This is a genomic window from uncultured Brachyspira sp. (genome assembly GCF_910578695.1).
In the GTDB taxonomy this organism is placed as follows: Bacteria; Spirochaetota; Brachyspiria; order Brachyspirales; family Brachyspiraceae; genus Brachyspira.
On the sequence record NZ_CAJTQJ010000042.1, the window covers coordinates 1 to 21,593 of the forward strand.

The following is a 21,593-nucleotide window of genomic DNA, read 5'->3' on the forward strand; positions in this document are numbered from 1 at the left end:
GGGATTAATTTTTATTTCTAATATTGACTTTTAATTTTTGATAACTTTTTATTTTGATACTTTATTGTATAATAAAAAGTATTATACTGCTAGTATCATAAAAATATTAAAAATAATATTTTACTTTTTAAATTATTATTTTATAATAAAGAAATATATATTTTAGGAGTTTTCAATGCCAACATTAAAAACAAGCATATCAGGAATAAGAGGAATAATAGGAGACGGTTTGGATATAAGAACTATAGTAGATTATACTTCAGCATTTGCATGTCTTTTCCCAAAAAAAGCAAAAATCTTAGTAGCCAGAGATACAAGAATAACAGGAGAATCTATATTAAATGCCGTTATTTCTACATTAATGGCTTCAGGTATAAATGTAATAGATATAGGTATAACCCCCACTCCAACCGCATTATATATGGTAGAGAAATTAAAAATACATGGCGGTATAATGATATCTGCAAGTCATAATCCTATAGAATGGAATGCATTAAAACTTATAGGAAAAGGCGGACATTTCTTAGATGAAAAATCAGTTAATGAAATTATGAAGCTTTATGATAAGAAGTCTTCAAGATTCGTAAAGGCATTAGAAACAGGTACTTATGAAAAAATAGATAATGCCAATGCTATAGAAGAGCATATCAAACGCATATTAAGATGGATAGATATAGAAAAAATAAAAAAAGCCAATTTTAAAGCTGCATGCGATTATGTTAATGGCACAGGATTATTTGCTACTCCTCATCTTCTTAAAGCATTAGGAGTAAAAGAAATCTCTATCAATAAAGAACATACAGGAAAATTTGCTCATATTGCCGAACCTTCTGCATCTAGTATGAAAAGTTTATCTGATTTAGTAAAGAAAAATAAAGTTGATATAGGGTTTACTCAAGACCCAGATGCTGACAGGCTGGCATTAGTTCTTGATGACGGCACTATTATAAGCGAGGAATATACTTTGGCTTTATGTGCTAAATATTTATGGCTTTCAGGCAAGGGGAATGCTGCTGTAAATTTATCTACTTCAAGAATGATAGATGATTTGGCTAAAGAAAAGGGCTATTCTGTTGACCGTACAAAAATAGGAGAAATAAATGTTTCTTCTCATATTGTAAAAAATAAATTATATTTCGGAGGAGAAGGAAACGGCGGAATAATAGTTCCTGCTGTTACTCCGGGAAGAGATTCGCTTTTAGGCATTGCATTGATATTAGAATTAATGGCTAAAACAGGAAAAACTATAACTGAGCTTGTTAATGAAATACCAAAATATGAGATAGTAAAAGAAAAATTAGAAGAAGTTAAAATTGATGAAAATAAATTCTTAAAACAAATTAAGGAAAAATACAATAAAGCTAAGATAACATCTATAGACGGTATAAAAATAGATTTGGAAGAAAGCTGGCTTCATGTGCGTTCATCTAATACAGAACCTATAGTTCGTATTATAGCTGAAGCAAAAAGTAAAAAAGAAGCTAAAGAATTAATTAATACAGCTATGAATATAATAAAAGGAGAAAAAACTTCCAAAAAAATAAAAACTAAAGAAATGAAAACAAAAGTAAAGATAAAAAAAACAATAAGTAAAAAAACTAAAAAATAATTGTATATTATATATAATAATAGATAATTTAAATTTGTAAAAATTGATATATTAAACATAGTAAATACTTCCGTCTGACTTTGGAGAATTTATTTTCTGTAGGGTTCTCTTCGGCTCGCTTTTAATAAGTCTTGAATCAGGCACTTACAATTTTTATAATATCAATTGTCAGCTATTATTAAGCGAGTTTATCGCTAGCAACAATAAAGATAAACGAACAGCTTATAACTGACGAAGGAAGTTATAAGCTAGTTTAAAGTGAGTTTATCGCTAGCAACAACAAAGAGATAAACGAACAGCTTATAACTGACGAAGGAAGTTATAAGCTAATTTAAAGTGAGTTTATCGCTAGCAACAATAAATAATAATTTTTATTAGCAATAATAAAAAATAAACTATATATTTTTAATTTAAATACAATAAAATATTTTTCATAAAAAATAAAAAAAGGAAGCACAATTTTTATTTGAACTTCCTTTTATATTTTAATATATATTTTTTATTTACTAACCTAATATAGCAAGCAATACTCCTGCAGCAACCGCAGAACCAATTACGCCTGATACATTCGGACCCATAGCATGCATAAGCAAGAAGTTATGAGGATTAGATTCCTGCCCTACTTTGTTAGCAACTCTTGCAGCCATAGGAACAGCAGATACTCCTGCAGCTCCGATAAGAGGATTAATTTTTTCTTTACTTAATACATTCATTAATTTAGCAAGTAATACTCCGCCTGCAGTACCCATAGAGAATGCTATTAAGCCTAATACCAATATTCCCAAAGTCTCAAAACGAAGGAATTTATCGGCAGCTAATTTACTTCCAACAGATAATCCGAGCATTATTGTAACTATATTAACTAATTCATTTTGTGCAGTTTTAGAAAGTCTGTCAGTAACGCCTGATTCTTTTATTAAATTACCGAACATCAAAGCACCTATAAGAGGAGCAGCATCAGGCAAAAGCAAAGCAACAAGTATTATAACAGTAAGAGGGAAAATAATTTTTTCTCTTTTACTTACAGGACGAAGCTGTTTCATCTGAATTTTTCTTTCATTTTCTGTAGTAAGCCATTTCATAATAGGAGGCTGAATAATAGGAACTAAAGCCATATACGAATAGGCAGCAACAGCAATAGCACCTAATAGATGAGGAGCTAATCTTGAGGCTGTAAATATAGCTGTAGGACCGTCAGCACCGCCGATAATACCTATAGAAGCAGCATCTTTCAATGTGAAAGAAATAACAGGTACATAAGCAGATATAACCATAGCACCAAGTAAAGTACCGAATATGCCTATCTGAGCAGCAGCACCCAATAAAGCAGTTTTAGGATTGGCAATAAGAGGACCGAAATCAGTCATAGCTCCAACACCTATAAATATAAATAATGGAAATAATCCTGATTCAATACCAAAACTATATATTTGACCTAAAAAACCGCCGCTGCTTATAGTAACAGGAAGTCCGTTAATAACTTCAACTACAGGCAAAGCTGCAATATTTGCAATAGGAATATTAGCAAGTATTCCTCCCATACCTATAGGAATTAATAGTAAAGGCTCAAATCCTTTAGCTATAGCAAGATAAACTAAAAGCAGTCCCACAAAAATCATTACAGCATTCTGCCATAACGGAGCAGATTTTACTTTAATATCATTAAGCTTAGTTTGATATTTTTCCTGCCTGCTTTTTTCAATTTTAGCCTTATCTTCTGCTATTTCCTTTTCGCTTTTAGGAAAAAGACCTCCAAAAGCAGTATTTCTTACTAAAGATATAAGAGAATCTTTTATATTAAGAGATTCTCCTGCATTTTCCTGAGGCAGCACTACAGATGCTGTCATAAAGATAAATGCAAATACTAAAAATACTTTTTTCATTATTTTTGTCTCCTTATAACTAGCATCAATAATTAGCCTACAATAGCCAATTCCTGACCTGCAACAACAGCATCGCCCGGTTTTACTTTTATTTCTTTAACTACTCCGCTTGAAGAAGATTTTATTTCAACTTCCATTTTCATAGCTTCTACAATCAATATAGTAGTACCGTCTTGAACTTGAGTACCTGCAGGAGCAACTATTTTTAATACTGTTCCAGGCAATCCTGCTGTAATAGGAGTAGCAGAGCCTGAAGAAGAAGGAGCAGCAGCCTGAACAGTACCGCCTGAAGCTATTCCGTCTTTTATATTATAATCATAGCTTACTCCATCAACTATAGCCTTACCATTTTCTATTTTTATGCCATAACTAGAACCGCCTACTGTAACTGTAACTTCATTGCTTGAAGCTTTAACTTCTCCTGAACCTCCTGCATTTTTTCTAATGCCAAGTTTAGCCTCTCCTTTAAGGAATTGAATGCCTTTTTCTTTACAAGCAGCAGCTATAAATACATTTTCATCAGAAAGATCAGTAATACCTGCATCTTTTAAAGCCTGTTCAGCAGCTTTTCTTCCCTTTTTAGGATTCTTATCATCTATATCCATAGGTAATTCAGTAGTAGGTTCTAAACCTAACTGCTCGCTTGCAATTTTTACTATTTCAGGATCAGGGGCAGAAGGAGTTTTACCAAAATAACCTAATACCATTTTACCATAACCGTCAGCGATTTTTTTCCACTCGCCTTGCATTACATTATTGAATGCCTGTTGGAAATAGAACTGAGAAACAGGAGTTACAGAAGTACCGAAACCGCCTTTTTTAACTACTTCAGTCATAGCTTTTATAACCTCAGGGAATCTGTTCATTACATTAATATCTCTCATCATCTGAGTATTAGCTGTTAAAGCACCGCCCGGCATAGGAGCAAATGGAATCATAGGCTCTACTGTTCTGCTTTCAGGAGGTAAGAAGTAATCTTTCATACATTCTTTGAATACTTCTTCTGCATCTCTGATTTTATCTATATCTACATTAAGAGTATATTCAGTGCCTCTCAAAGCATGCCACATAACTATTAAATCTGTCTGACAAGTACCTCCTGATGCAGGAGCAGCTGAAAGGTCTATACAATCAGCACCGGCATCTAAAGCAGCTCTGTACTGAACAGCGCCTATACCTGCAGTTTCATGGCTATGCATTTGTATATGTACATCTCCTCCTAAAATTCTTCTAGCCTCTTTAATAGTATCATAAACTACCTGAGGAGTTGTAGTTCCAGATGCATCTTTAAAACATACAGAATCATAATCTACTTTATCTTTTATCTGAGTTAATACTCTTCCATAAAACTCAGCATCATGAGCACCTTCGCATCCTGGAGGAAGCGCCATCATACTAACACATACCTGATGTTTAAGTCCTGCTTCTTTAATACATTGACCGCTGAAAATAAGATTATTAACATCATTTAAAGCATCAAAATTTCTAATAGTTGTAATTCCGTGTTTTTTGAATAAATCAGCATGAAGCTTAATCATCTCTCTAGGCTGGGACTCCAAACCTACAACATTAACTCCTCTTGCTAAAGTTTGTAAATTTACATCAGGACCTACTGTTTTTCTAAAAGTATCCATTACATCAAAAGCATTTTCATTATTATAGAAAAATGCACTTTGAAATGTTGCTCCTCCGCCTGATTCAAAATATGTAACTCCAGCCTTAACAAATGCTTCTACAGCAGGCATAAAGTCTTTGGATAATACCCTAGCACCATAAACAGATTGAAAACCGTCTCTAAATGCTGTCAGCATAAATTTTATTTCTTTTTTAGCCATTATTTATATCTCCTTTTATAAAAACCATATTAGATTATTTAGATTTGCTGCTATGAACATGTGCTATAGCAATGGCAGCAGCTATCATCTTATCACTGCTGACAGATACTGCAGGGGCAGATGTCTCTTCTTTTGGAGGAGGCATTAACTTATCTACTTGGGCTATTACATTAGCAACTATTTTCATAACGAAAACTAATATAATTAAAAACGATACAACAACGCCCATACCAATAAGCATTATTTGTAAAGCTTCCATAATACTACTATTCATCAAATACTCCTATTATGTAAATTTTCAACTATCAAATTATACATTATTTCTTACTTATATACAAGTAAATTTATTACAAAATATAGCTTTTATATCACAATATTATTGACTTTATATAAATAGTAAATATAATAATTATGTTTAGTTAAGTTAGTTAAGTTAATTAGGATAAAAATTATGAGCATTATTTCTGATATATCAAATATGCCGATAGGAGTTTTTGATTCGGGATTTGGAGGATTAACTGTACTAAAACAATTATTAAAAATACTGCCGAATGAAAACTATATATATTTAGGAGATAATATAAATATACCTTACGGAGATAAAACTAAAGAAGAAATAGAAAAACTTACTTTCAAAATGGCTGATTTTTTAATAAATCAAAAATGCAAAATGCTGGTTATAGCATGCAATACTATATCAGCCTGTTCTTACAGCATATTAAAAGATAAATATCAAATACCAATCATAGAAGTAATTTCTAATGGTGTGAAAGATGCTTTAAATAATACAAAAAATAATAATATATATATTATCGGAACGGAGTTTACTATTCAATCAAATGCATATAAAAATGAAATAAATAAATATAATAAGATAAATAAAAATAATAAAGTAAAAATTACACAGCTTGCATGCAGAAAATTATGTCCTATGATAGAAAATGATTGGAGTAGTTATGATAATAGATTAGAAGTATTAAATAGTTATTTAGAGAATATAGATGAAAATTCTGATACTTTAATTTTGGCATGCACTCATTATACTCATATATTAGATGATATAAAAAATTTACTTCAAAACAATATAAAAAACAATATAAAAAATATAATAGATCCTGCCTATTATACAGCAGCTTCAGTTAAGCAGTACTTAGAAAAAAATAATTTGCTTAATAATAATAATAATAATATAAAAATATACACAACTGAAAATATACAAAAAGCAAATAGGATAATAGATATTTTTTTACCAAAAGAAATTTACAATAATTACGCAATTAAACATTTAAATTTATAATAAATATTGACATTTTTATATTATAATAGTATGATATATACTATGTTTAAGTGTAACCGCAAACCGCAAACCGCAAACCGCAAACCGCAAACCGCAAACCGCAAACCGCAAACTAAAAAATTTATTTTTTGCTATAAAATCTCAAAAATCATTTTTTTGGGAGTATTGTAATGTTTGCTGATATACTTTACAGCCTTACAATATATCCTATAGAATTTATTTTAGAGATAATATTTTATTATTTTAAAGTATTAACGCAAAGCAGTTATACTGTCAGTGTGATTTTAGTAAGTTTAATTATTAATATACTATCTCTCCCTTTGTATAATATAGCAGAGAAATGGCAGAAAAAAGAAAGAGATATGCAGGCAAAAATGAAGCCGATGATAGACAATATTAAAGCAGTATACAAAGGAGATCAGGCATATTTATTAATTAGAACTTGTCAGAGAATTAACGGATATAAAACTATATATGCCTTCAGAGGAGTATTGGGATTATTAATACAAATACCTTTCTTCTTGGCAGGATACAATTTTTTTACCAGCTTAACAGGAGCAAGTTCAGAGAGTTTTTGGCTTATAAAAAGTTTAGGCGAATCGGATAAAATAATTCATATTGGAAATCATTATATAAATTTACTTCCATTTATAATGACTGCATTTTCATTAGCATCAACATTTGTATATTCAAAAAAATTAACATTTAAAGAATCTATACCTATATTTTTGATGAGCTTATTCTTTTTAGTATTTTTATATAATTCTCCTGCAATACTTTTATTATATTGGACTATCAACTGTGCATTTTCATTTTTTAAAAATATAGTTTTAATTAATATTGAAAAAATAAAAAATATAATAAATAAAATACAAAATAATAAAATATTTATATCAGCTGCTAAGATAATATATTTTTCATATACTATTTTTATATTTATAATGACTGTTTTATATTTTTTAAGAAATACATTAATAAATAAATCATCATCAGGATATGCATTTTTAAAAGTATTTGTAATACATATAAAAACTTATAAAGATTTACTATTAATTTATTTTATTATTTCTATTTTTATTTTGATAGTATTTTTAGCAAAAAAGAATATTTTAAATTTTATAAAGATAGAAGGCAAATTAAGATTAAAAATATTTATATCATCATTAATGACTATAACAATATTATCAGGATTATTTATTTTAACTTCGCTTATAGCCTCTTCAGGACAGGAATTTGAAAATCCATTTAATATTATATTTGATGTATTTTTTAAATATGCAGGTATATTTTTTGTATATCCTATATTTATATATTTTTTATTCTCTGAAAAACTTAAAAATGGCATAACTTTTATATCAATATTTGCAGCATTAATATCATTAATTAATACTTTTATAATGGTAATGGATTATGGATATATATCTAGTAATTTTAAATTTGAGCTGGAATATTTATTAATACCAAATTTAAAACAAATAATAATAAATGTTGTTTTTATATTATCAGCTTTATTTTTTACATTAATAATAATAAAAAAGAAATTAATAAATTTAATGTTTAATATATTTATAATTATATTATTAAGTTTATTTGCTGTATCATTATTTAATTTTACAAAGATTAACAATGAACAAAAGAAATTATTAGAAATTTATTCTATAGATAAAGACAAAGAAATTAATTATAATATATTTAATTTTTCTAAAACAGGGACAAATATATTTATTATCATATTAGACAGAGGAAATCCTGAATTTGGAAGTTTAGTATTCGATAGATTTGAAGATATAAAAAAAGAATTTGAAGGTTTTGTATACTATCCGAATACATCAGCTTTTGGTGCGGGTACTGTCGGAAGCATACAGGCATTGTATGGAGGATATGAATATGCACCATTTGAATTAAATGAAAAATATAATCTTAAAGATAAGCATAATGAAGCACTATTAATGATGCCGCAATTATTTTATGATTTCGGATATAAATCTATGACTTTCGATCCTGCATTTGCTAATTTTTCTTGGATTCCTGATTTAACTATATTTAAAGATTATACCAATATAAAAGCATACAATCAAAATGACAGTATGGTAGAAAAAGAATTAAATAAACTTCTTTTAAGCGATTTAGATGATAGTTTTAATACTAATGATATAGTAAAAAATAATAAAAATAAAGCTCAAAGATTTTCATTATTTAGAATGCTCCCTGTTTTTTTAAGATATAGATTATATGCACATAATGATTGGTTTATACCTAATGCGAGCAGAAATTTATCTATAGTAGGCAAAAGTATACAGGAATATGCATTATTACAGACATTGACTAATTTGACTAAAATAAATAATGACGGAAATTATTTCAATATTATACATAGTGATACAACACATGAACCATTCAATTATAATACCAATTTTATACCTTCATTAAAGATTGAAGATATTCCAGACGATGAGTTAAAATATTTCGGAAGTGACTTCTCTGCCAGAAGCTACTATTCTACAGCTGCTTCTTTTAGAGAACTTGCCAATTTTTTTAAAACTTTAAAACAAAATCAAATTTATGATAATACTAAAATAATAATAGTTTCAGATCATTCAGGGTATTTTTCTCCGTCAGTATTTGATAAAAATGATATGGGACAATTTAAAGTATTTAATTCTATGCTTTATTTTAAAGATTTCAATTCTAAAGGAGATATTATAACAGACGATGCATTTATGACTATAGCAGATGTTCCGTATTTAGCTTCAATGCATTTAGATAACCCTAAAAATCCTTTTACTGGTAAACTTATAGCAAATAAAAATAAAAGCAGCGGCATACAAGTTATAGAATTAAAGGACGGGGAACCCAATGCTAATGAAAAAATGAAATATAATTATCGGCAGTCATATATTATAAAAGACAATATATTTGAAAAAACTAATTGGGTTTTAGTAACTAATAAATAATTAATATATTTCTCTTGTTAATATATTTCTTTTATTTTAATATATTTCTTTTATGCCGTTATCTATATCAAATATCCAATGCTTATTAAATACTCTTCTATAAGAATAGCCGAATGGAAATCTCCCTATAGATACGGCAAAATATTTATTTCCGTTATTTTTCTGCTTACTGCACATATCCGCTAAATTGCTCGGCATATCCTCCATTATAAAATCGGATAATACCAATACATCGGCATTTCTAAAACTAGATGTATTCATAATTCTGTTTGCCTCATAAAGTGCTTTATATATATCAGAGCCGCCATGATAACTGAGTTTAAGAAATTTTATTAAATCTTCAAGTCCGTTTTCTCTAGTAAACTTACATGTATATATTTCTGTGCTAAAATTAATCAAATAAACATTTCTATTTTCGGATAAAGCCTGCATAACCATTTTAAACATTACAGCTTTTGCAATATATTCATTAATACCTTTCATAGAACCGCTTGTATCTATACATATAATCATATCGCCTTTTCTTTCTCTATGTCCTGCTTTTACTATATTCTCAATATCATTATTAAATACATAAGCACTTTTATCAAAGCACATAAGCCTATTTTCTATATATTTTAATTTAAATAGTTTTTCGCTATCTTCATTGCATAAAAGCGAAAGTTCTTCAGGTATAATATTTTCTATATCTTTTGCAAAGTATATTCCTACTATTTCTTCTTTAGAGCTTATTTTTTTATTGGTACTGCTATAAGTATTTTTCAATTCAATATTCTTTAATGATTTTTCTATATCGATTCTTCTTCCCATACTGTCGCATATAACTTCTATATCTTTATATTCATTGATAAAATCAGCCCATCTTTTAAGTAAAGATATATCTTCTTCTTCGAGTTCGCCTACTCTGAAATCCCATAATACTCCCGTTTTTATTCTTAAAATATTAGACATATACTTTAATTTTTTAAGCAGATTAATCCAAGATTCTATATCTGTAATAAATTTATCTCTTCTTTCTTTTACTGTATGGATAAGCCAATCATTATTTTTTTTATTATAAGTTTTCTCCCAAGCAGAAATTATATTCTTTTTTAAAACATTCAAATTATTTTTGATATATAATCTGTTTTTCCAAAATTCAGTATCATTTGATAAAATACTGAAATTATTTAAATCATTTAATATATCTTCTTCAGTTATTTTTATATCTTTATTTTTAAGTCTTTTTAAAGCTATATCTAATTCTGTTTTATTATCCTGATACGGATTATTATCATTTATAAATACATTTAAATCTTTTTTCCATTTAGTGATTTTTATTTCTAATTCTTCTTCTAATCTGCTGTCATTATTAATATTATTGAAAGAGCTATGAAAAACTCCTCTAGCCATTATTTCAGTTCTTTTTATTTCATTTTTATAAGAATCATTATCAAACTGCTTCATTATTTTCTATTTCGCTTTTTAATCTTTCGGCATCTAATTTGCTGCTCTCTAAATTTTCTATATGAGAATTAAACATATCAATAAAAAAATTAAACTCTTCGTCTGAGATAAATATACTTTTATTAACTGCTTTATTTTTATAAAAATCATTTTTAATATCAATTATAATATTATCAATACTCGATATTAAAGAGTTTATTAATTTTAAATACGATTCTTTTTTCTCTCTTTCAATTTTTTTAGCACTTATTTTTTTCATATAGAAGTCAGGCTCTGCATAATCTAAAAACTCATAATTTCTAGAAACTATATTAGAAACATATCCATTAGCTGCTATAGATGAATTAATTTCAACAGTGCATTTATCTTCTCCGTAAAAATTGCATCTGAATTTTCTTGTTTGATTTCTGCCTATATCTAAAGGATAAAAATAACCTTTTTTTCCTAATTGTTTTATAGGTATATAAATTATAGTTTCGCCTTTATTGCCGTATTCATCAATATTTATATATAAAGTCTTTGCTATATGAGGCTTATCATCTATATTTTCTGTATCATAAGTTTTTTCTAAATTATAAAACTCATTATCTATATTTTCCTGAATTTTTTTAAAATTTTCTCTCCATTCATTAATATTCTGATTATTGAGATTATAAGATATATTAATGGCATTTTTTGTAATTTTTTTCACAGCTTCAATATGTTCTTCCAAACTCCATAAGCAGTTATAAATTAAAATACTTTCATAAATATCAGCCTCATTTTTTCCATTCAAATATGAAGACATTTTTAATATATAAGCAATATTCTGCCATCTTCTGTCAGAAACATATATAGGAATATCTCTATTATCTTCATTAAATTTTTCTATAGAAAGTTTTATATTATGAATTATATCAATAACTGTTTTTGAAATCTTTATATTATCAGCCTCTTTATGAAAATTTACCCATTCTTCAGATGAAATTTTTAATTCTTCATCTATTTCTATATAAGAATCCGACTTAGTATTTTCAAGTATCTTTTCAAAATTATCCTTATTTTTTATATTATTAACCATTAAGCGTATAATAAATCTATCATATAAAGCTTCAAGTCCCTGCCCTTCGGGAGGCGTTTCATTGCTTGCAGAAATCAATGCTTTTAGAGGCACTTTAATTTCTTCATATCCGTTTTTAAAAACTCTTTCATTTATTATAGTTAAAAGAGTATTAAGTATTGCAGGCGTACTTTTCCAAATCTCATCTAAAAATGCAAAATCAGAGCTAGGCAGATATCCTTCAATTTTTCTAATATATCTGTCATTTTTTAATTCTTCTAAACTAATAGGACCGAATATATCTTCAGGCGTAGAAAATCTCTGCATTAAATATCCAAAATATTTAGAATCTTTAAATGCCGAAGATACTCTTTTAGCTATAAAACTTTTGGCAGTGCCCGGAGGACCGTATAAAAACACAGGCTTTCCTGCTATTGCACTAAGCAAAGTCAATGATACGGATTCTTCTCTTTCATAAAGTCCTTCAGAAAGAAGTTTAATGATTTTTTCTATTCTTGATTTTATATTTTTCATAATTATTATTTTTTTAATTTTATAAAATTATTATATCATTTTTAATATAAATTGGAATTCTTTATTTTCTATGTTATAATAAAAAATATTTATTAAAAGGCTTCAAAATGTTAAATAATAATAATATAAAATTACTAATATTCGATATGGACGGTACTTTAATAGACAGTGCATACTTAAATTACTATTCATATTATAATGCATTTAAAGAATTTAATATAGAATTAGACAAAGATTATTATTACAGTAAATGCTTCGGACTTCATTATAAAGTATTTACAGAAAATATTTTGAAATTAAATAATAAACTTATAAATGATAAAAATAATGAATTAATAGAATCAATACATAATTTAAAAGAAAGTATATATTTAGAAAATCTTAATCTAATACAAATACACCCATTCATATTAGAAACTTTAATTGATAATAATAATAAAAAAGAAAATAAAAAATATACAGCATTAGCTACGACAGCTTCTCCAAGAGGTGTATGCGGCATATTAAAAGAATTCAAACTTGAACAATTATTTGATTTAGTTTTAACAGGAAATGATATAGAAAAAAAGAAGCCAAATCCTGAAATATTTTATAAGTGTATGGAGCATTTTAGAGTAAAGGAAGAAGAAAGCATTATATTTGAAGACAGCGAAGTAGGACTCGAAGCTGCAAATCAAACTAATGCTTGGGTTATAAAGATAGAAAAATGGATAAATATATAAATATACTTATTATAAAAACTTCTTAAAAAACATACTTATAAATCCATTAGCCCAGCTGAATACTCCTATCTTTATAGAAATAATTAAATATGTAATGAAATTCATTTTTTTATCTGAAGAAAAATTGATATTTATAATATCATTATCTAAATTCTTTTCAAAATATCCATGATAAAAATTAAATTTATGATATCCCGTTCCGTCAAATCCTATATTATTTGTAAAAGATTTCTTTGAGGGCCAGACGCATAATTTTTTTCTTTTATACATATAAAATGAATAATAAATATCCCATAAATTATTTTGAATATAAAAATTATCTTTTACAGATTTTTTTAAGGCTAATAAATGAAACCATGAAAATACGCCTCCTAATATTTTATGCTTAATGCTTTTATTATACCAAGAAGTATCGCAAGTATCCCAATTTATATCATTCCATTTATTTTTCCAAGTACCCCAGCCCCAGCTATGAAAAGCATAAGTAAATATAACATCATATTTATGTCTTTTAGTGGCATGTTTATGAGAAAATGCAGTTACAGCAATAACATCTTCATCATCTTTATAATAATTCAAAGCATTATTCATAAACTCTAAAAAATATTTATTAGTTTCAATATCATCTTCCAAACCTATAAAATATTCATTATTTTCAAATATGGTATTTACCGCTTTTACTGTAGAATATTTTATACCTAAATTTTCTTTAGCCTCATATACATATACATTTTTAAAACCGTCTTTTATTGTCTTAATATATTCCCTAAGTTCAAAAACAGATTTTTTATCTTCTTCTTTGCTAGGGGCATCAGAGAATATATATAAATCAGTATCAGCTGCCAAAGTATTTTTCTTTAATGCTTCTATTACTCTTTTTGTATGTTCTGTTCTATTATATACAATAAGCCCCACAGGCGCCAAATTCATAAAAAAACTCCTTAAAGATATTCAGTTATTATTGATAAAAATATTGATTTGTATTAATCGAATATATTTATTAAATAAGATATATGCTTAAAAGAGTTGTTATTTTTCTATTTTTGAAATATATTATTTTATTTTTAATAGTTAAATAGTATATAGAATAATCAAAATATTTTTTAATAAAATGCTTATTATAAAAAAAATTATGCAATGCCGATAGATATTCTATATTATTAATGATAGAATATATTTTATAGTATATTAGTGAGTTGTGAGTTGTGAGTTGTGAGTTGTGAGTTGTGAGTTGTGAGTTGTGAGTTGTCTTTTTCATAAAAAATATTATATTATATTTTTATAATAAAGTCAAGTATGCTTATTTTTTTATGCAATATTTTTTTAATATAACAGCTTAATAAACTTTTGTTTGGGCTTTATTTAATATTAAATAGACTAGCAAGTAAAAATAAAATTTTAATAATTTTCATTGACATATAATTTATTTATGCTATAGTCAATTTTATGATATATATAAAGAAAGCTTGGAAGTGAGTGATTTATGAGAGCTTGTATATGCTTATAATACTTAGGCTATTTCAAGAAAAGGTAAAAATGATTATGACAGATTATAGTTATCACAGTTTACAAATAGGTATACTGCCTAAAATTAATATTAATCAATTTTCCATAGATATAGACGGAGGAGTTAAAAATACATTTATCAGTTTCTGCGTACTCACAATATATTAGTAAGAGAAACACTAAAATAAATTAAAGAAAATTATAATTTATATATATAAATTTATTTTAGAGATGAGTTAGATATAAATATTATAATAGAGTTTTATCTAGCAATAACAAAAATGTAAGCAAGAAGCTGATAATTTAATTATTAATTATTTTATGCGGATTTATGATTTATGTTTACATATAAAAATAACAAAAATGTAAACGAGCAGATTATAACTTTAGTTATAATCTATATTAAGCGAGTTTACATATAATAATAGGACATTTTATGACATTATCTGAAATTAAAATTATAGTATCAAACATTAAAGAGCAGTCTGAAATATTAAGGGGGTATCTTTGACCCTGATTCTATTTATAAGAGGGTGAAAGAAATAGATGAAATATCTTCTAAAGATAATTTTTGGAATGATAATATATCAGCACAAAAACTTATGAAAGAGAGAATGCTTCTTCTTGATAAGATAGAACCTGTAGACAATTTGATAAAAAATTCTAATAATATATATGAATTGGCGGAAATGGCTATAGAGTCAAATGATACCGAAATGGAAAAAGAATTAGAAGAAGAATGTTTAGAATTGCAGAAGATTTTTGATGAGTTGGAAACTAAAAATCTATTTTCAGGAGAGTTTGACAGTAAGAATGCCTATTTAACTTTGAATGCAGGAGCCGGCGGAACAGAAAGCTGCGACTGGGCTTCTATGCTTTCAAGAATGTATGTAAGATTTTGCGAAAGACATGGTTTTACAGTTGAAACTACAGATGAGCTTCCCGGAGATGAGGCTGGAATAAAGCAGATAAGTTTTTACGTTCAAGGTCTTTATGCCTATGGATATTTGCGTTCTGAAATAGGAGTTCATAGGCTTGTAAGAATATCTCCTTTTGACGCTAATGCTAAAAGACATACTTCTTTTGTAGCTGTTAGTGTTATGCCTGATATAGATGAGGATATAGAAGTTGAAATAAATCAAGCAGATTTGAGAATAGATACTTACAGAGCTTCAGGAGCAGGCGGACAGCATGTTAATAAAACTTCCTCTGCTATAAGAATAACTCATATACCTACTAATATAGTTGTGCAGTGTCAGGCAGAGAGAAGCCAGCATAATAATAAAGATATGGCTATGAAAATGCTTAAGGCTAAGCTTTATCAGCTTGAAAAGGATAAATTGGATAAAGAAAAGCAGAAAATAGCAGGCGAGAAAACTGATATAGCTTGGGGCAATCAGATTAGAAGTTATGTTTTTCAGCCCTATCAGATGGTAAAAGATTTAAGAACAGGTTTTGAAAGCGGAAATATGAACTCTGTAATGGACGGTAATATAGATGAATTTATATCAGCTTATCTTAAGCATCAAATAAAAAAATAAATATTATTTTTTATGAATTAATTTTAATTAGACTTTTTAATAATATTATGTTACTTATTGACATTTTCAGATATAAGTAGTATAATCATCGAAAATAAAAAATATACGGAGAATATTTATGCTAAAAAAGATAGTATTAATGTCTGTTATGGTTGTAGCTTTAGCAGTTGGTATGCCTAAAAAAGCTCAGGCAGCATATTCTGACGGAGCTGCTATAGGAGCTTCTTTATTTTCTGGATGGCCGAATTCAGGTTTAACATTAGTTGGTCAATTTAAAGGTGCACCGCTAATGTTTGGAGTTGAAGTTCTTGCAGGTTTATTTGGAGATTCATATTTTGGTGTTGGGCTTACTATGGACTGGTGGGGATTAAAAAAACCTTTAGGTAAGGCTGGAGAATCTGATGTTCATTTTTATTTAGGACCGGGACTTGCAGCATCTGCTGGTTTTGGAAGTAATTATTGGTCTGTAACTGCGGGATTAAGAGTTCCAATAGGTTTTTCTTTCTTAATTAAACAAAAATGGGAAATTTTCATAGAACCTGCACCAACTTTAAATGTTGTGCATGCTTATAACGGCGGAATTAGTATACTTGGTATCAATATAGGTAAAGACGGAGATCGTTTTTATTTAGGACATTTATTGAGCCTATCATTCCAATTTGGATTTAGATATTGGTTCTAATTAAATATCAGTTCTAATAAGAATAAAATAAAAATTATAAGCCTCGTTATTTTATCGGGGCTTTTATTTTGCCTAAAATATTTTATTTAATTTACGATACTGTTTTTATATTATTTAAATTAAAATAATCATTCGGATTTTATTATATGAAAAAGACTAAACAAAATATAAAAAGAATTATAATTTACAGTTTTATTATAATAACTTTTATATGTATTTCTTCATCATTTCAAAAATTATATGCTAATTATCCAAGCGGTAATAGTGCAGGTTTTTTTCTTAGATTTGGTTTTCCAAGCCGAATATCTTTAGGAATGACAGGCAAATTTGAAACTGTGCCGCTTATGTTTTCAGGCATATTCAATATAGGAATATCTTCAAAAGGCTGGGCTTGGTTCGGTATTACTGCAAGTGCCGATTGGTGGGGATTCAAATATAGAATAGGAGAAGCAGGAAATTCTATAGCTTGGATTTATTTGGGACCTGGCGCCGAAGCTGATATTGAGTTTACTAATAATTATTGGAATTTAGGATTGGCTTTTAGACTTCCATTAGGAGTATCTTTTATAGTTGATAGAGATTGGGAAATATTTTTACAAATTGCACCAGGACTTAATGTAATAGCTGTAGGAAATGAGGGTTTTAGTACTTTCGGCTGGTATCCTAAAAGTACAGGCTGGACTTTTTCTAAATTTTTTAAATTCTCTGGTGATTTCGGATTTAGATATTGGTTTTGATTTATTATAAATTAAGGGCTATTTTTATATAATAACCCTTTTTATAATTATTATTTTTTATTTGATTTTCCTGTTATTAAAGGCATATAATCAAAGAATGAATATATAGTTATTATTGTAACGGTTAATAAACTATAATAAGTTATTTTATCATAAGGAAGAACTATATCAGTATATCTTAATATCTTTATTAGAAATATTATAATTACAGCAGCAGCTCTTGATGCAGTTTTTAATTTACCGCTGAATTTAGCTGCAACAGCAAATCCTCTAAGTCCTCCAAGAATTCTTATGAACATAGAAAACATATCCCTATAAAGTGAAATTATATACATCCATATAGGCATAGAGCCTTCATATAAAAATATTGTGAACATTGTTATATGAAATACAGTATCAGCAAAAGGATCAAGTACTTTACCTAAATCGCTTACTAAATTCAATTTTCTAGCTGCAGCACCGTCCAAAGCATCTGTTATTTCTAGTATTATAAGAAATACTAGGGCAAGCACTGCACTTATTATAGAATTATAAAAATACAGAAATATCACCAATGGAGATAAGACTATTCTGCTTATGCTTAATAGATTAGGTATTTGCTTTTTCATAAACTGTTTCCTTTTATACTTTAATCATTTAAATAATTATGCTTTAATTATTTATTAAATTTTATTAATTTACTGCTGCAAATTTTCATCTAATCTCATATCTTCAGGCATTTCTGTATAAGTCTCATCATTTTCTACATTATCATCTTCAGTTTTTATATAATAATTTCTATCACGCATAGCAGCAGAATATATATTATAGTCTGCCTCATATATTATACCGCTTTCAGGCTTAACATACAATTTATTATCATTGTTATCATATACTATTTCATAACTTTTTTTAGTATTATCCTCCATATATATTGTAACAGATGCATCAGGTATTCTAAATAGTCTATTTAAATATCTTATAGTATTTTCATCATATACAAAGCCTTCTGCTTTTATTAATGATAAAGTTTCAAAATCTCTGTATGCTTTTTCTAAATTAATCTCTTCATCTACTCCATCAACAATCCAATTAGTTCTGCTTTCTTTTATTATAGTATTTGTATAATCTATGATGCTGCTTTCTGTTTTAATTACAGAATCTATATATATAGGCTTGCTGAAAATCTGCTTATCTCTAAGCATATCAATAGTTTTTTTCAATGCCTCTATATATATAAATTCAACACTGAAATACTCATCATCATATTTTACATAGTATCTTTCTTCATCAGGAGTTTTATTTCCTACAAGTACTTTATGTTCTTTATTACCCTCCCAAACTGTAAATTCACTGCTTGGATTTTCGAGTCCGAATGATTCAAGCTCTGAAAGATTTGTTATAGTCATATCAATATTTAAAGTATTGAAGTTTTTAACATTTGCAAATGCCTCTAACTGATCTATTTGATAATCATTAGAAGGAGATATTATTTTCCAAGTTTCATTTATTTTTTCTACTATAATAGGCTCATTAGAATATCTTAATTCATATTTCGTAACATTTGTCTCATTAAGCTCAAAAAGCTGAGTTCTAGGTTTATTAGCCTCTAATTTTTTACGATTTTGTTTTGTTGTTATAAAAGCTGTTATGCTTATAGCCGCCAATATAACAAGCAAAATTATAATTTTTGCAATATTTTTGTTCATTTTATTTTTCCTATTTTTATTTTTTAATATCGTAAATTATTTTCTATTTTCCAGTATAATATTTGATAAATATAAAAATATTATAGTAACAGATAAGAAATAAACAATATCCCTTAAATCTAATACCCCCCTTGCAATATTAGCAAAATGATAATCTCCGCTTATAACTTCTATAATATTAACTGCTGAAGGAAAAATCAAAGTTAAATATCTTAAAAACATATTTAAAGATATCATAATTGCAAGCCCTACAATCAAAGCTACTATCTGATTTTTTGTTATAGATGAGGCAAATATACCTATGGCACATAATGACATTATAAGAAATATACTTCCTATATATCCCGCTATTACAGGTCCTATATCAAGTCTTCCCAAAAAAGTTAATGTTATAGGGTATAGTATTGTAGGTATCAAAGCAAAAAGCATAAATATAACAGCAGAAAAGAATTTACCCAATATAATTTCCAATGCAGAAACCGACTGAGTACTTATAAGCTCATAAGAACCGCTTGAAAACTCGCTTGATAAAAGCCCCATTGTTATAGGAGGTATTATTAGAGAAAGTATTAAAGGCAGAATGCTGAAAAAATCCTGCATATTATTCTGCTGAATTATAAAGAATCTTGAGAAAAAATATACTCCGCTTACTATCAAAAATATTGCTGAAAATATATATGCTATAGGCGAAAAGAAAATATGTCTTAATTCTTTTTTTAATATAATATTAGATTTATTTATAGTATAACTTATAGACTGCACTTATTTATCTCCTTTTGTTAAAGTATGGAATACTTCTTCTAAATTTTCCCTCTCTTTCATCATTTCATATATTAGCCAATCTGTATTTTTTATGAAATTATAAATTTTCTCTCTAGGCTCTTCATCATTTGAGTATATTGTAATATGTTTTAAATTTCCATTATTTTCTGCTTTAACATCATAAACATTTTCTATTTTTTTAAGTTTTTCTATTATTTGATTATTATCATCATCAGTTTTAAGGGATAATTTTATTCTTACATTTAATTTATTTTTATTATTATTATTTAAACTTAAATGCTTAGGGTCAGCATCTGCTATAACATTGCCCTGATTAATAATTATAGCTCTTGAACAAGCAGCCTCAACTTCGCTTAATATATGAGTGGATATAAGCACAGTTTTTTCTTTTCCAAGCTCTTTTATAAGTTCTCTTATTTCTGCTATTTGATTAGGGTCAAGCCCATTAGTAGGCTCATCTAATATAAGTATTTTTGGGTCATGAATAATTGCTCCTGCAATGCCTGTTCTCTGTTTATATCCTTTAGAAAGTTCGCCTATTGATTTTGATATAACATCTTTAAGGCTGCATGCATTTACAACATATTTAAGTCTTTCATTTAAACGGCTTCTTTCAAGCTCCTGAATATCCGCCATATAAACTAAATAATCAAATACGCTCATATCATCATAAAGCGGGGCTGATTCAGGTAGATATCCTATAATTTTTTTTACTTCTCTTTCATTATCTAATATACTTTTTCCGTCAATAAAGGCATTACCGCTTGTAGGAGAAATGTAGCATGTGAGTATTCTTAAAGTGGTGGATTTCCCTGCTCCGTTTGGTCCTAATATTCCTACTATTTCGCCTGATTTTATTTCAAAACTTATGCCTTTTAAAGCATGAAAATCACCGTAATATTTGTTTAAATTTTCTACTGAAATCATTTTATTCCTTTGTTTAATTATTATATTGCAAATATTTATTATATACTGCAAAAAATAATTTTTTTTATTAAATCTAAATCATCATTAAAAATTAATAATTATAAAAATACATAACTAGAAAAACATTATAATATATATAAAGTAAAAAAACAAATAATTTTAATTATATATACCTATAAGTTTTATCAGTATATTAAAACTAAAAGTAATATGAATATAGATACTTGCCAAAAGTATTTAAAAATATTTATTTAAATATATTTGAAATTAAATTAAGAAATTAATATTTAATTAATAAAAAATATTAAAAAATTATATTATTTTCTTGACTGTTATTTTATTCATTGTATTATAAATTATATTTTTAGGCAGAATATTGTTATGAATAATAGTGTAGAAGAAATTTTAAA

At 27.2% G+C, this 21,593-nt stretch carries 18 protein-coding genes; 8 read left to right on the forward strand and 10 right to left on the reverse strand.

Annotation, left to right across the window (positions count from 1 at the left end; all coding sequences use genetic code 11):
- The first annotated feature begins 175 nt into the window (after positions 1-175).
- Entirely contained in the window at positions 176-1,609 is a 1,434-nt protein-coding gene (glmM, locus tag QZ288_RS09935; RefSeq protein ID WP_295158440.1) for a phosphoglucosamine mutase, read from the forward strand.
- A 506-nt stretch (positions 1,610-2,115) separates the two neighbouring features.
- Here the strand turns inward: glmM and QZ288_RS09940 are convergent.
- Genes QZ288_RS09940 through QZ288_RS09950 form a run of 3 tightly spaced genes read right to left on the reverse strand, consistent with a single transcriptional unit; the run spans position 2,116 to position 5,601 of the window.
- Entirely contained in the window at positions 2,116-3,492 is a 1,377-nt protein-coding gene (locus QZ288_RS09940; RefSeq protein WP_295158442.1) for a sodium ion-translocating decarboxylase subunit beta, read from the reverse strand.
- Positions 3,493-3,524: 32 nt separating this feature from the next.
- Positions 3,525-5,327, reverse strand: coding sequence for a biotin/lipoyl-containing protein (locus QZ288_RS09945; protein ID WP_295158444.1), 1,803 nt, complete (start codon positions 5,325-5,327; stop codon positions 3,525-3,527).
- Positions 5,328-5,361: 34 nt separating this feature from the next.
- A complete protein-coding gene (locus QZ288_RS09950; protein ID WP_295158446.1) occupies positions 5,362-5,601 on the reverse strand; it encodes an OadG family protein in 240 nt (79 codons plus the stop codon).
- Positions 5,602-5,778: 177 nt separating this feature from the next.
- Between QZ288_RS09950 and murI the strand changes: the two genes are divergently transcribed.
- Both murI and QZ288_RS09960 read left to right on the forward strand, forming a co-directional pair.
- A complete protein-coding gene (murI, locus tag QZ288_RS09955) occupies positions 5,779-6,624 on the forward strand; it encodes a glutamate racemase (protein ID WP_295158448.1) in 846 nt (281 codons plus the stop codon).
- A 170-nt stretch (positions 6,625-6,794) separates the two neighbouring features.
- Positions 6,795-9,578 carry a YidC/Oxa1 family membrane protein insertase gene (locus QZ288_RS09960; RefSeq protein WP_295158450.1) on the forward strand — a complete coding sequence of 928 codons (2,784 nt, stop codon included), beginning with the start codon at positions 6,795-6,797 and terminating at the stop codon, positions 9,576-9,578.
- Positions 9,579-9,614: 36 nt separating this feature from the next.
- On the opposite strand, the gene QZ288_RS09965 is transcribed toward QZ288_RS09960, so the two are convergent.
- Positions 9,615-11,024 carry a VWA domain-containing protein gene (locus QZ288_RS09965; RefSeq protein WP_295158452.1) on the reverse strand — a complete coding sequence of 470 codons (1,410 nt, stop codon included), beginning with the start codon at positions 11,022-11,024 and terminating at the stop codon, positions 9,615-9,617.
- On the reverse strand, positions 11,011-12,597 hold the full coding sequence (locus QZ288_RS09970) for an AAA family ATPase (RefSeq protein ID WP_295158454.1): 1,587 nt from the start codon (positions 12,595-12,597) through the stop codon (positions 11,011-11,013). The genes QZ288_RS09965 and QZ288_RS09970 overlap by 14 nt, the downstream gene beginning before the upstream one ends.
- 107 nt (positions 12,598-12,704) lie before the next feature.
- Here QZ288_RS09970 and QZ288_RS09975 point away from each other — a divergent pair, with 107 nt between their 5' ends.
- Positions 12,705-13,319, forward strand: a complete 615-nt coding sequence (locus QZ288_RS09975; RefSeq protein ID WP_295158456.1) for an HAD-IA family hydrolase — start codon at positions 12,705-12,707, stop codon at positions 13,317-13,319.
- A 9-nt stretch (positions 13,320-13,328) separates the two neighbouring features.
- Here QZ288_RS09975 and QZ288_RS09980 read toward each other — a convergent pair whose 3' ends face one another.
- Entirely contained in the window at positions 13,329-14,249 is a 921-nt protein-coding gene (locus QZ288_RS09980; protein ID WP_295158458.1) for a hypothetical protein, read from the reverse strand.
- A gap of 567 nt (positions 14,250-14,816) precedes the next feature.
- Between QZ288_RS09980 and QZ288_RS09985 the strand changes: the two genes are divergently transcribed.
- From QZ288_RS09985 to QZ288_RS10000, 4 genes are all read left to right on the forward strand, one after another.
- Positions 14,817-14,993: a hypothetical protein gene (locus QZ288_RS09985; RefSeq protein ID WP_295158460.1), complete on the forward strand. Its 177-nt coding sequence runs from the start codon at positions 14,817-14,819 to the stop codon at positions 14,991-14,993.
- 268 nt (positions 14,994-15,261) lie between these two features.
- A protein-coding gene (gene prfB, locus QZ288_RS09990; RefSeq protein WP_295158462.1) for a peptide chain release factor 2 occupies positions 15,262-16,366 on the forward strand; the annotation gives its coding sequence in 2 pieces (ribosomal slippage) (positions 15,262-15,333 and positions 15,335-16,366; 1,104 coding nt in all).
- Positions 16,367-16,484: 118 nt separating this feature from the next.
- Entirely contained in the window at positions 16,485-17,048 is a 564-nt protein-coding gene (locus QZ288_RS09995) for a hypothetical protein (protein ID WP_295158464.1), read from the forward strand.
- Positions 17,049-17,194: 146 nt separating this feature from the next.
- The gene (locus QZ288_RS10000; protein WP_295158466.1) at positions 17,195-17,785 is read left to right on the forward strand and encodes a hypothetical protein; all 591 of its coding nucleotides are present in this window, start codon (positions 17,195-17,197) and stop codon (positions 17,783-17,785) included.
- Positions 17,786-17,835: 50 nt separating this feature from the next.
- Here the strand turns inward: QZ288_RS10000 and QZ288_RS10005 are convergent, their stop codons facing one another.
- The 4 genes from QZ288_RS10005 to QZ288_RS10020 form a co-directional block, all read right to left on the reverse strand.
- Positions 17,836-18,393: a CDP-alcohol phosphatidyltransferase family protein gene (locus QZ288_RS10005; protein ID WP_295158467.1), complete on the reverse strand. Its 558-nt coding sequence runs from the start codon at positions 18,391-18,393 to the stop codon at positions 17,836-17,838.
- Positions 18,394-18,462: 69 nt separating this feature from the next.
- Complete coding sequence (locus QZ288_RS10010; protein WP_295158469.1) at positions 18,463-19,473, reverse strand: DUF4340 domain-containing protein; 1,011 nt, start codon at positions 19,471-19,473, stop codon at positions 18,463-18,465.
- Positions 19,474-19,509: 36 nt separating this feature from the next.
- On the reverse strand, positions 19,510-20,235 hold the full coding sequence (locus tag QZ288_RS10015; RefSeq protein WP_295158472.1) for an ABC transporter: 726 nt from the start codon (positions 20,233-20,235) through the stop codon (positions 19,510-19,512).
- Positions 20,236-21,183, reverse strand: coding sequence for an ATP-binding cassette domain-containing protein (locus tag QZ288_RS10020; RefSeq protein WP_295158473.1), 948 nt, complete (start codon positions 21,181-21,183; stop codon positions 20,236-20,238).
- Between the last annotated feature and the right edge of the window lie 410 nt (positions 21,184-21,593).

What these genes read in the sequence shown, in the direction of transcription:
- QZ288_RS10020 (WP_295158473.1), bottom strand. Translation starts at nt 21,183, where the DNA reads ATGATTTCAGTAGAAAATTTAAACAAATATTACGGTGATTTTCATGCT.
- QZ288_RS09985 (WP_295158460.1), top strand. Translation starts at nt 14,817, where the DNA reads ATGCTTATAATACTTAGGCTATTTCAAGAAAAGGTAAAAATGATTATG.
- QZ288_RS10005 (WP_295158467.1), bottom strand. Translation starts at nt 18,393, where the DNA reads ATGAAAAAGCAAATACCTAATCTATTAAGCATAAGCAGAATAGTCTTA.
- QZ288_RS10010 (WP_295158469.1), bottom strand. Translation starts at nt 19,473, where the DNA reads ATGAACAAAAATATTGCAAAAATTATAATTTTGCTTGTTATATTGGCG.
- QZ288_RS09995 (WP_295158464.1), top strand. Translation starts at nt 16,485, where the DNA reads ATGCTAAAAAAGATAGTATTAATGTCTGTTATGGTTGTAGCTTTAGCA.
- QZ288_RS09965 (WP_295158452.1), bottom strand. Translation starts at nt 11,024, where the DNA reads ATGAAGCAGTTTGATAATGATTCTTATAAAAATGAAATAAAAAGAACT.
- QZ288_RS09945 (WP_295158444.1), bottom strand. Translation starts at nt 5,327, where the DNA reads ATGGCTAAAAAAGAAATAAAATTTATGCTGACAGCATTTAGAGACGGT.
- QZ288_RS09960 (WP_295158450.1), top strand. Translation starts at nt 6,795, where the DNA reads ATGTTTGCTGATATACTTTACAGCCTTACAATATATCCTATAGAATTT.
- QZ288_RS09975 (WP_295158456.1), top strand. Translation starts at nt 12,705, where the DNA reads ATGTTAAATAATAATAATATAAAATTACTAATATTCGATATGGACGGT.
- QZ288_RS09940 (WP_295158442.1), bottom strand. Translation starts at nt 3,492, where the DNA reads ATGAAAAAAGTATTTTTAGTATTTGCATTTATCTTTATGACAGCATCT.
- murI (WP_295158448.1), top strand. Translation starts at nt 5,779, where the DNA reads ATGAGCATTATTTCTGATATATCAAATATGCCGATAGGAGTTTTTGAT.
- QZ288_RS09950 (WP_295158446.1), bottom strand. Translation starts at nt 5,601, where the DNA reads ATGAATAGTAGTATTATGGAAGCTTTACAAATAATGCTTATTGGTATG.
- QZ288_RS10000 (WP_295158466.1), top strand. Translation starts at nt 17,195, where the DNA reads ATGAAAAAGACTAAACAAAATATAAAAAGAATTATAATTTACAGTTTT.
- QZ288_RS09970 (WP_295158454.1), bottom strand. Translation starts at nt 12,597, where the DNA reads ATGAAAAATATAAAATCAAGAATAGAAAAAATCATTAAACTTCTTTCT.
- glmM (WP_295158440.1), top strand. Translation starts at nt 176, where the DNA reads ATGCCAACATTAAAAACAAGCATATCAGGAATAAGAGGAATAATAGGA.
- QZ288_RS09980 (WP_295158458.1), bottom strand. Translation starts at nt 14,249, where the DNA reads ATGAATTTGGCGCCTGTGGGGCTTATTGTATATAATAGAACAGAACAT.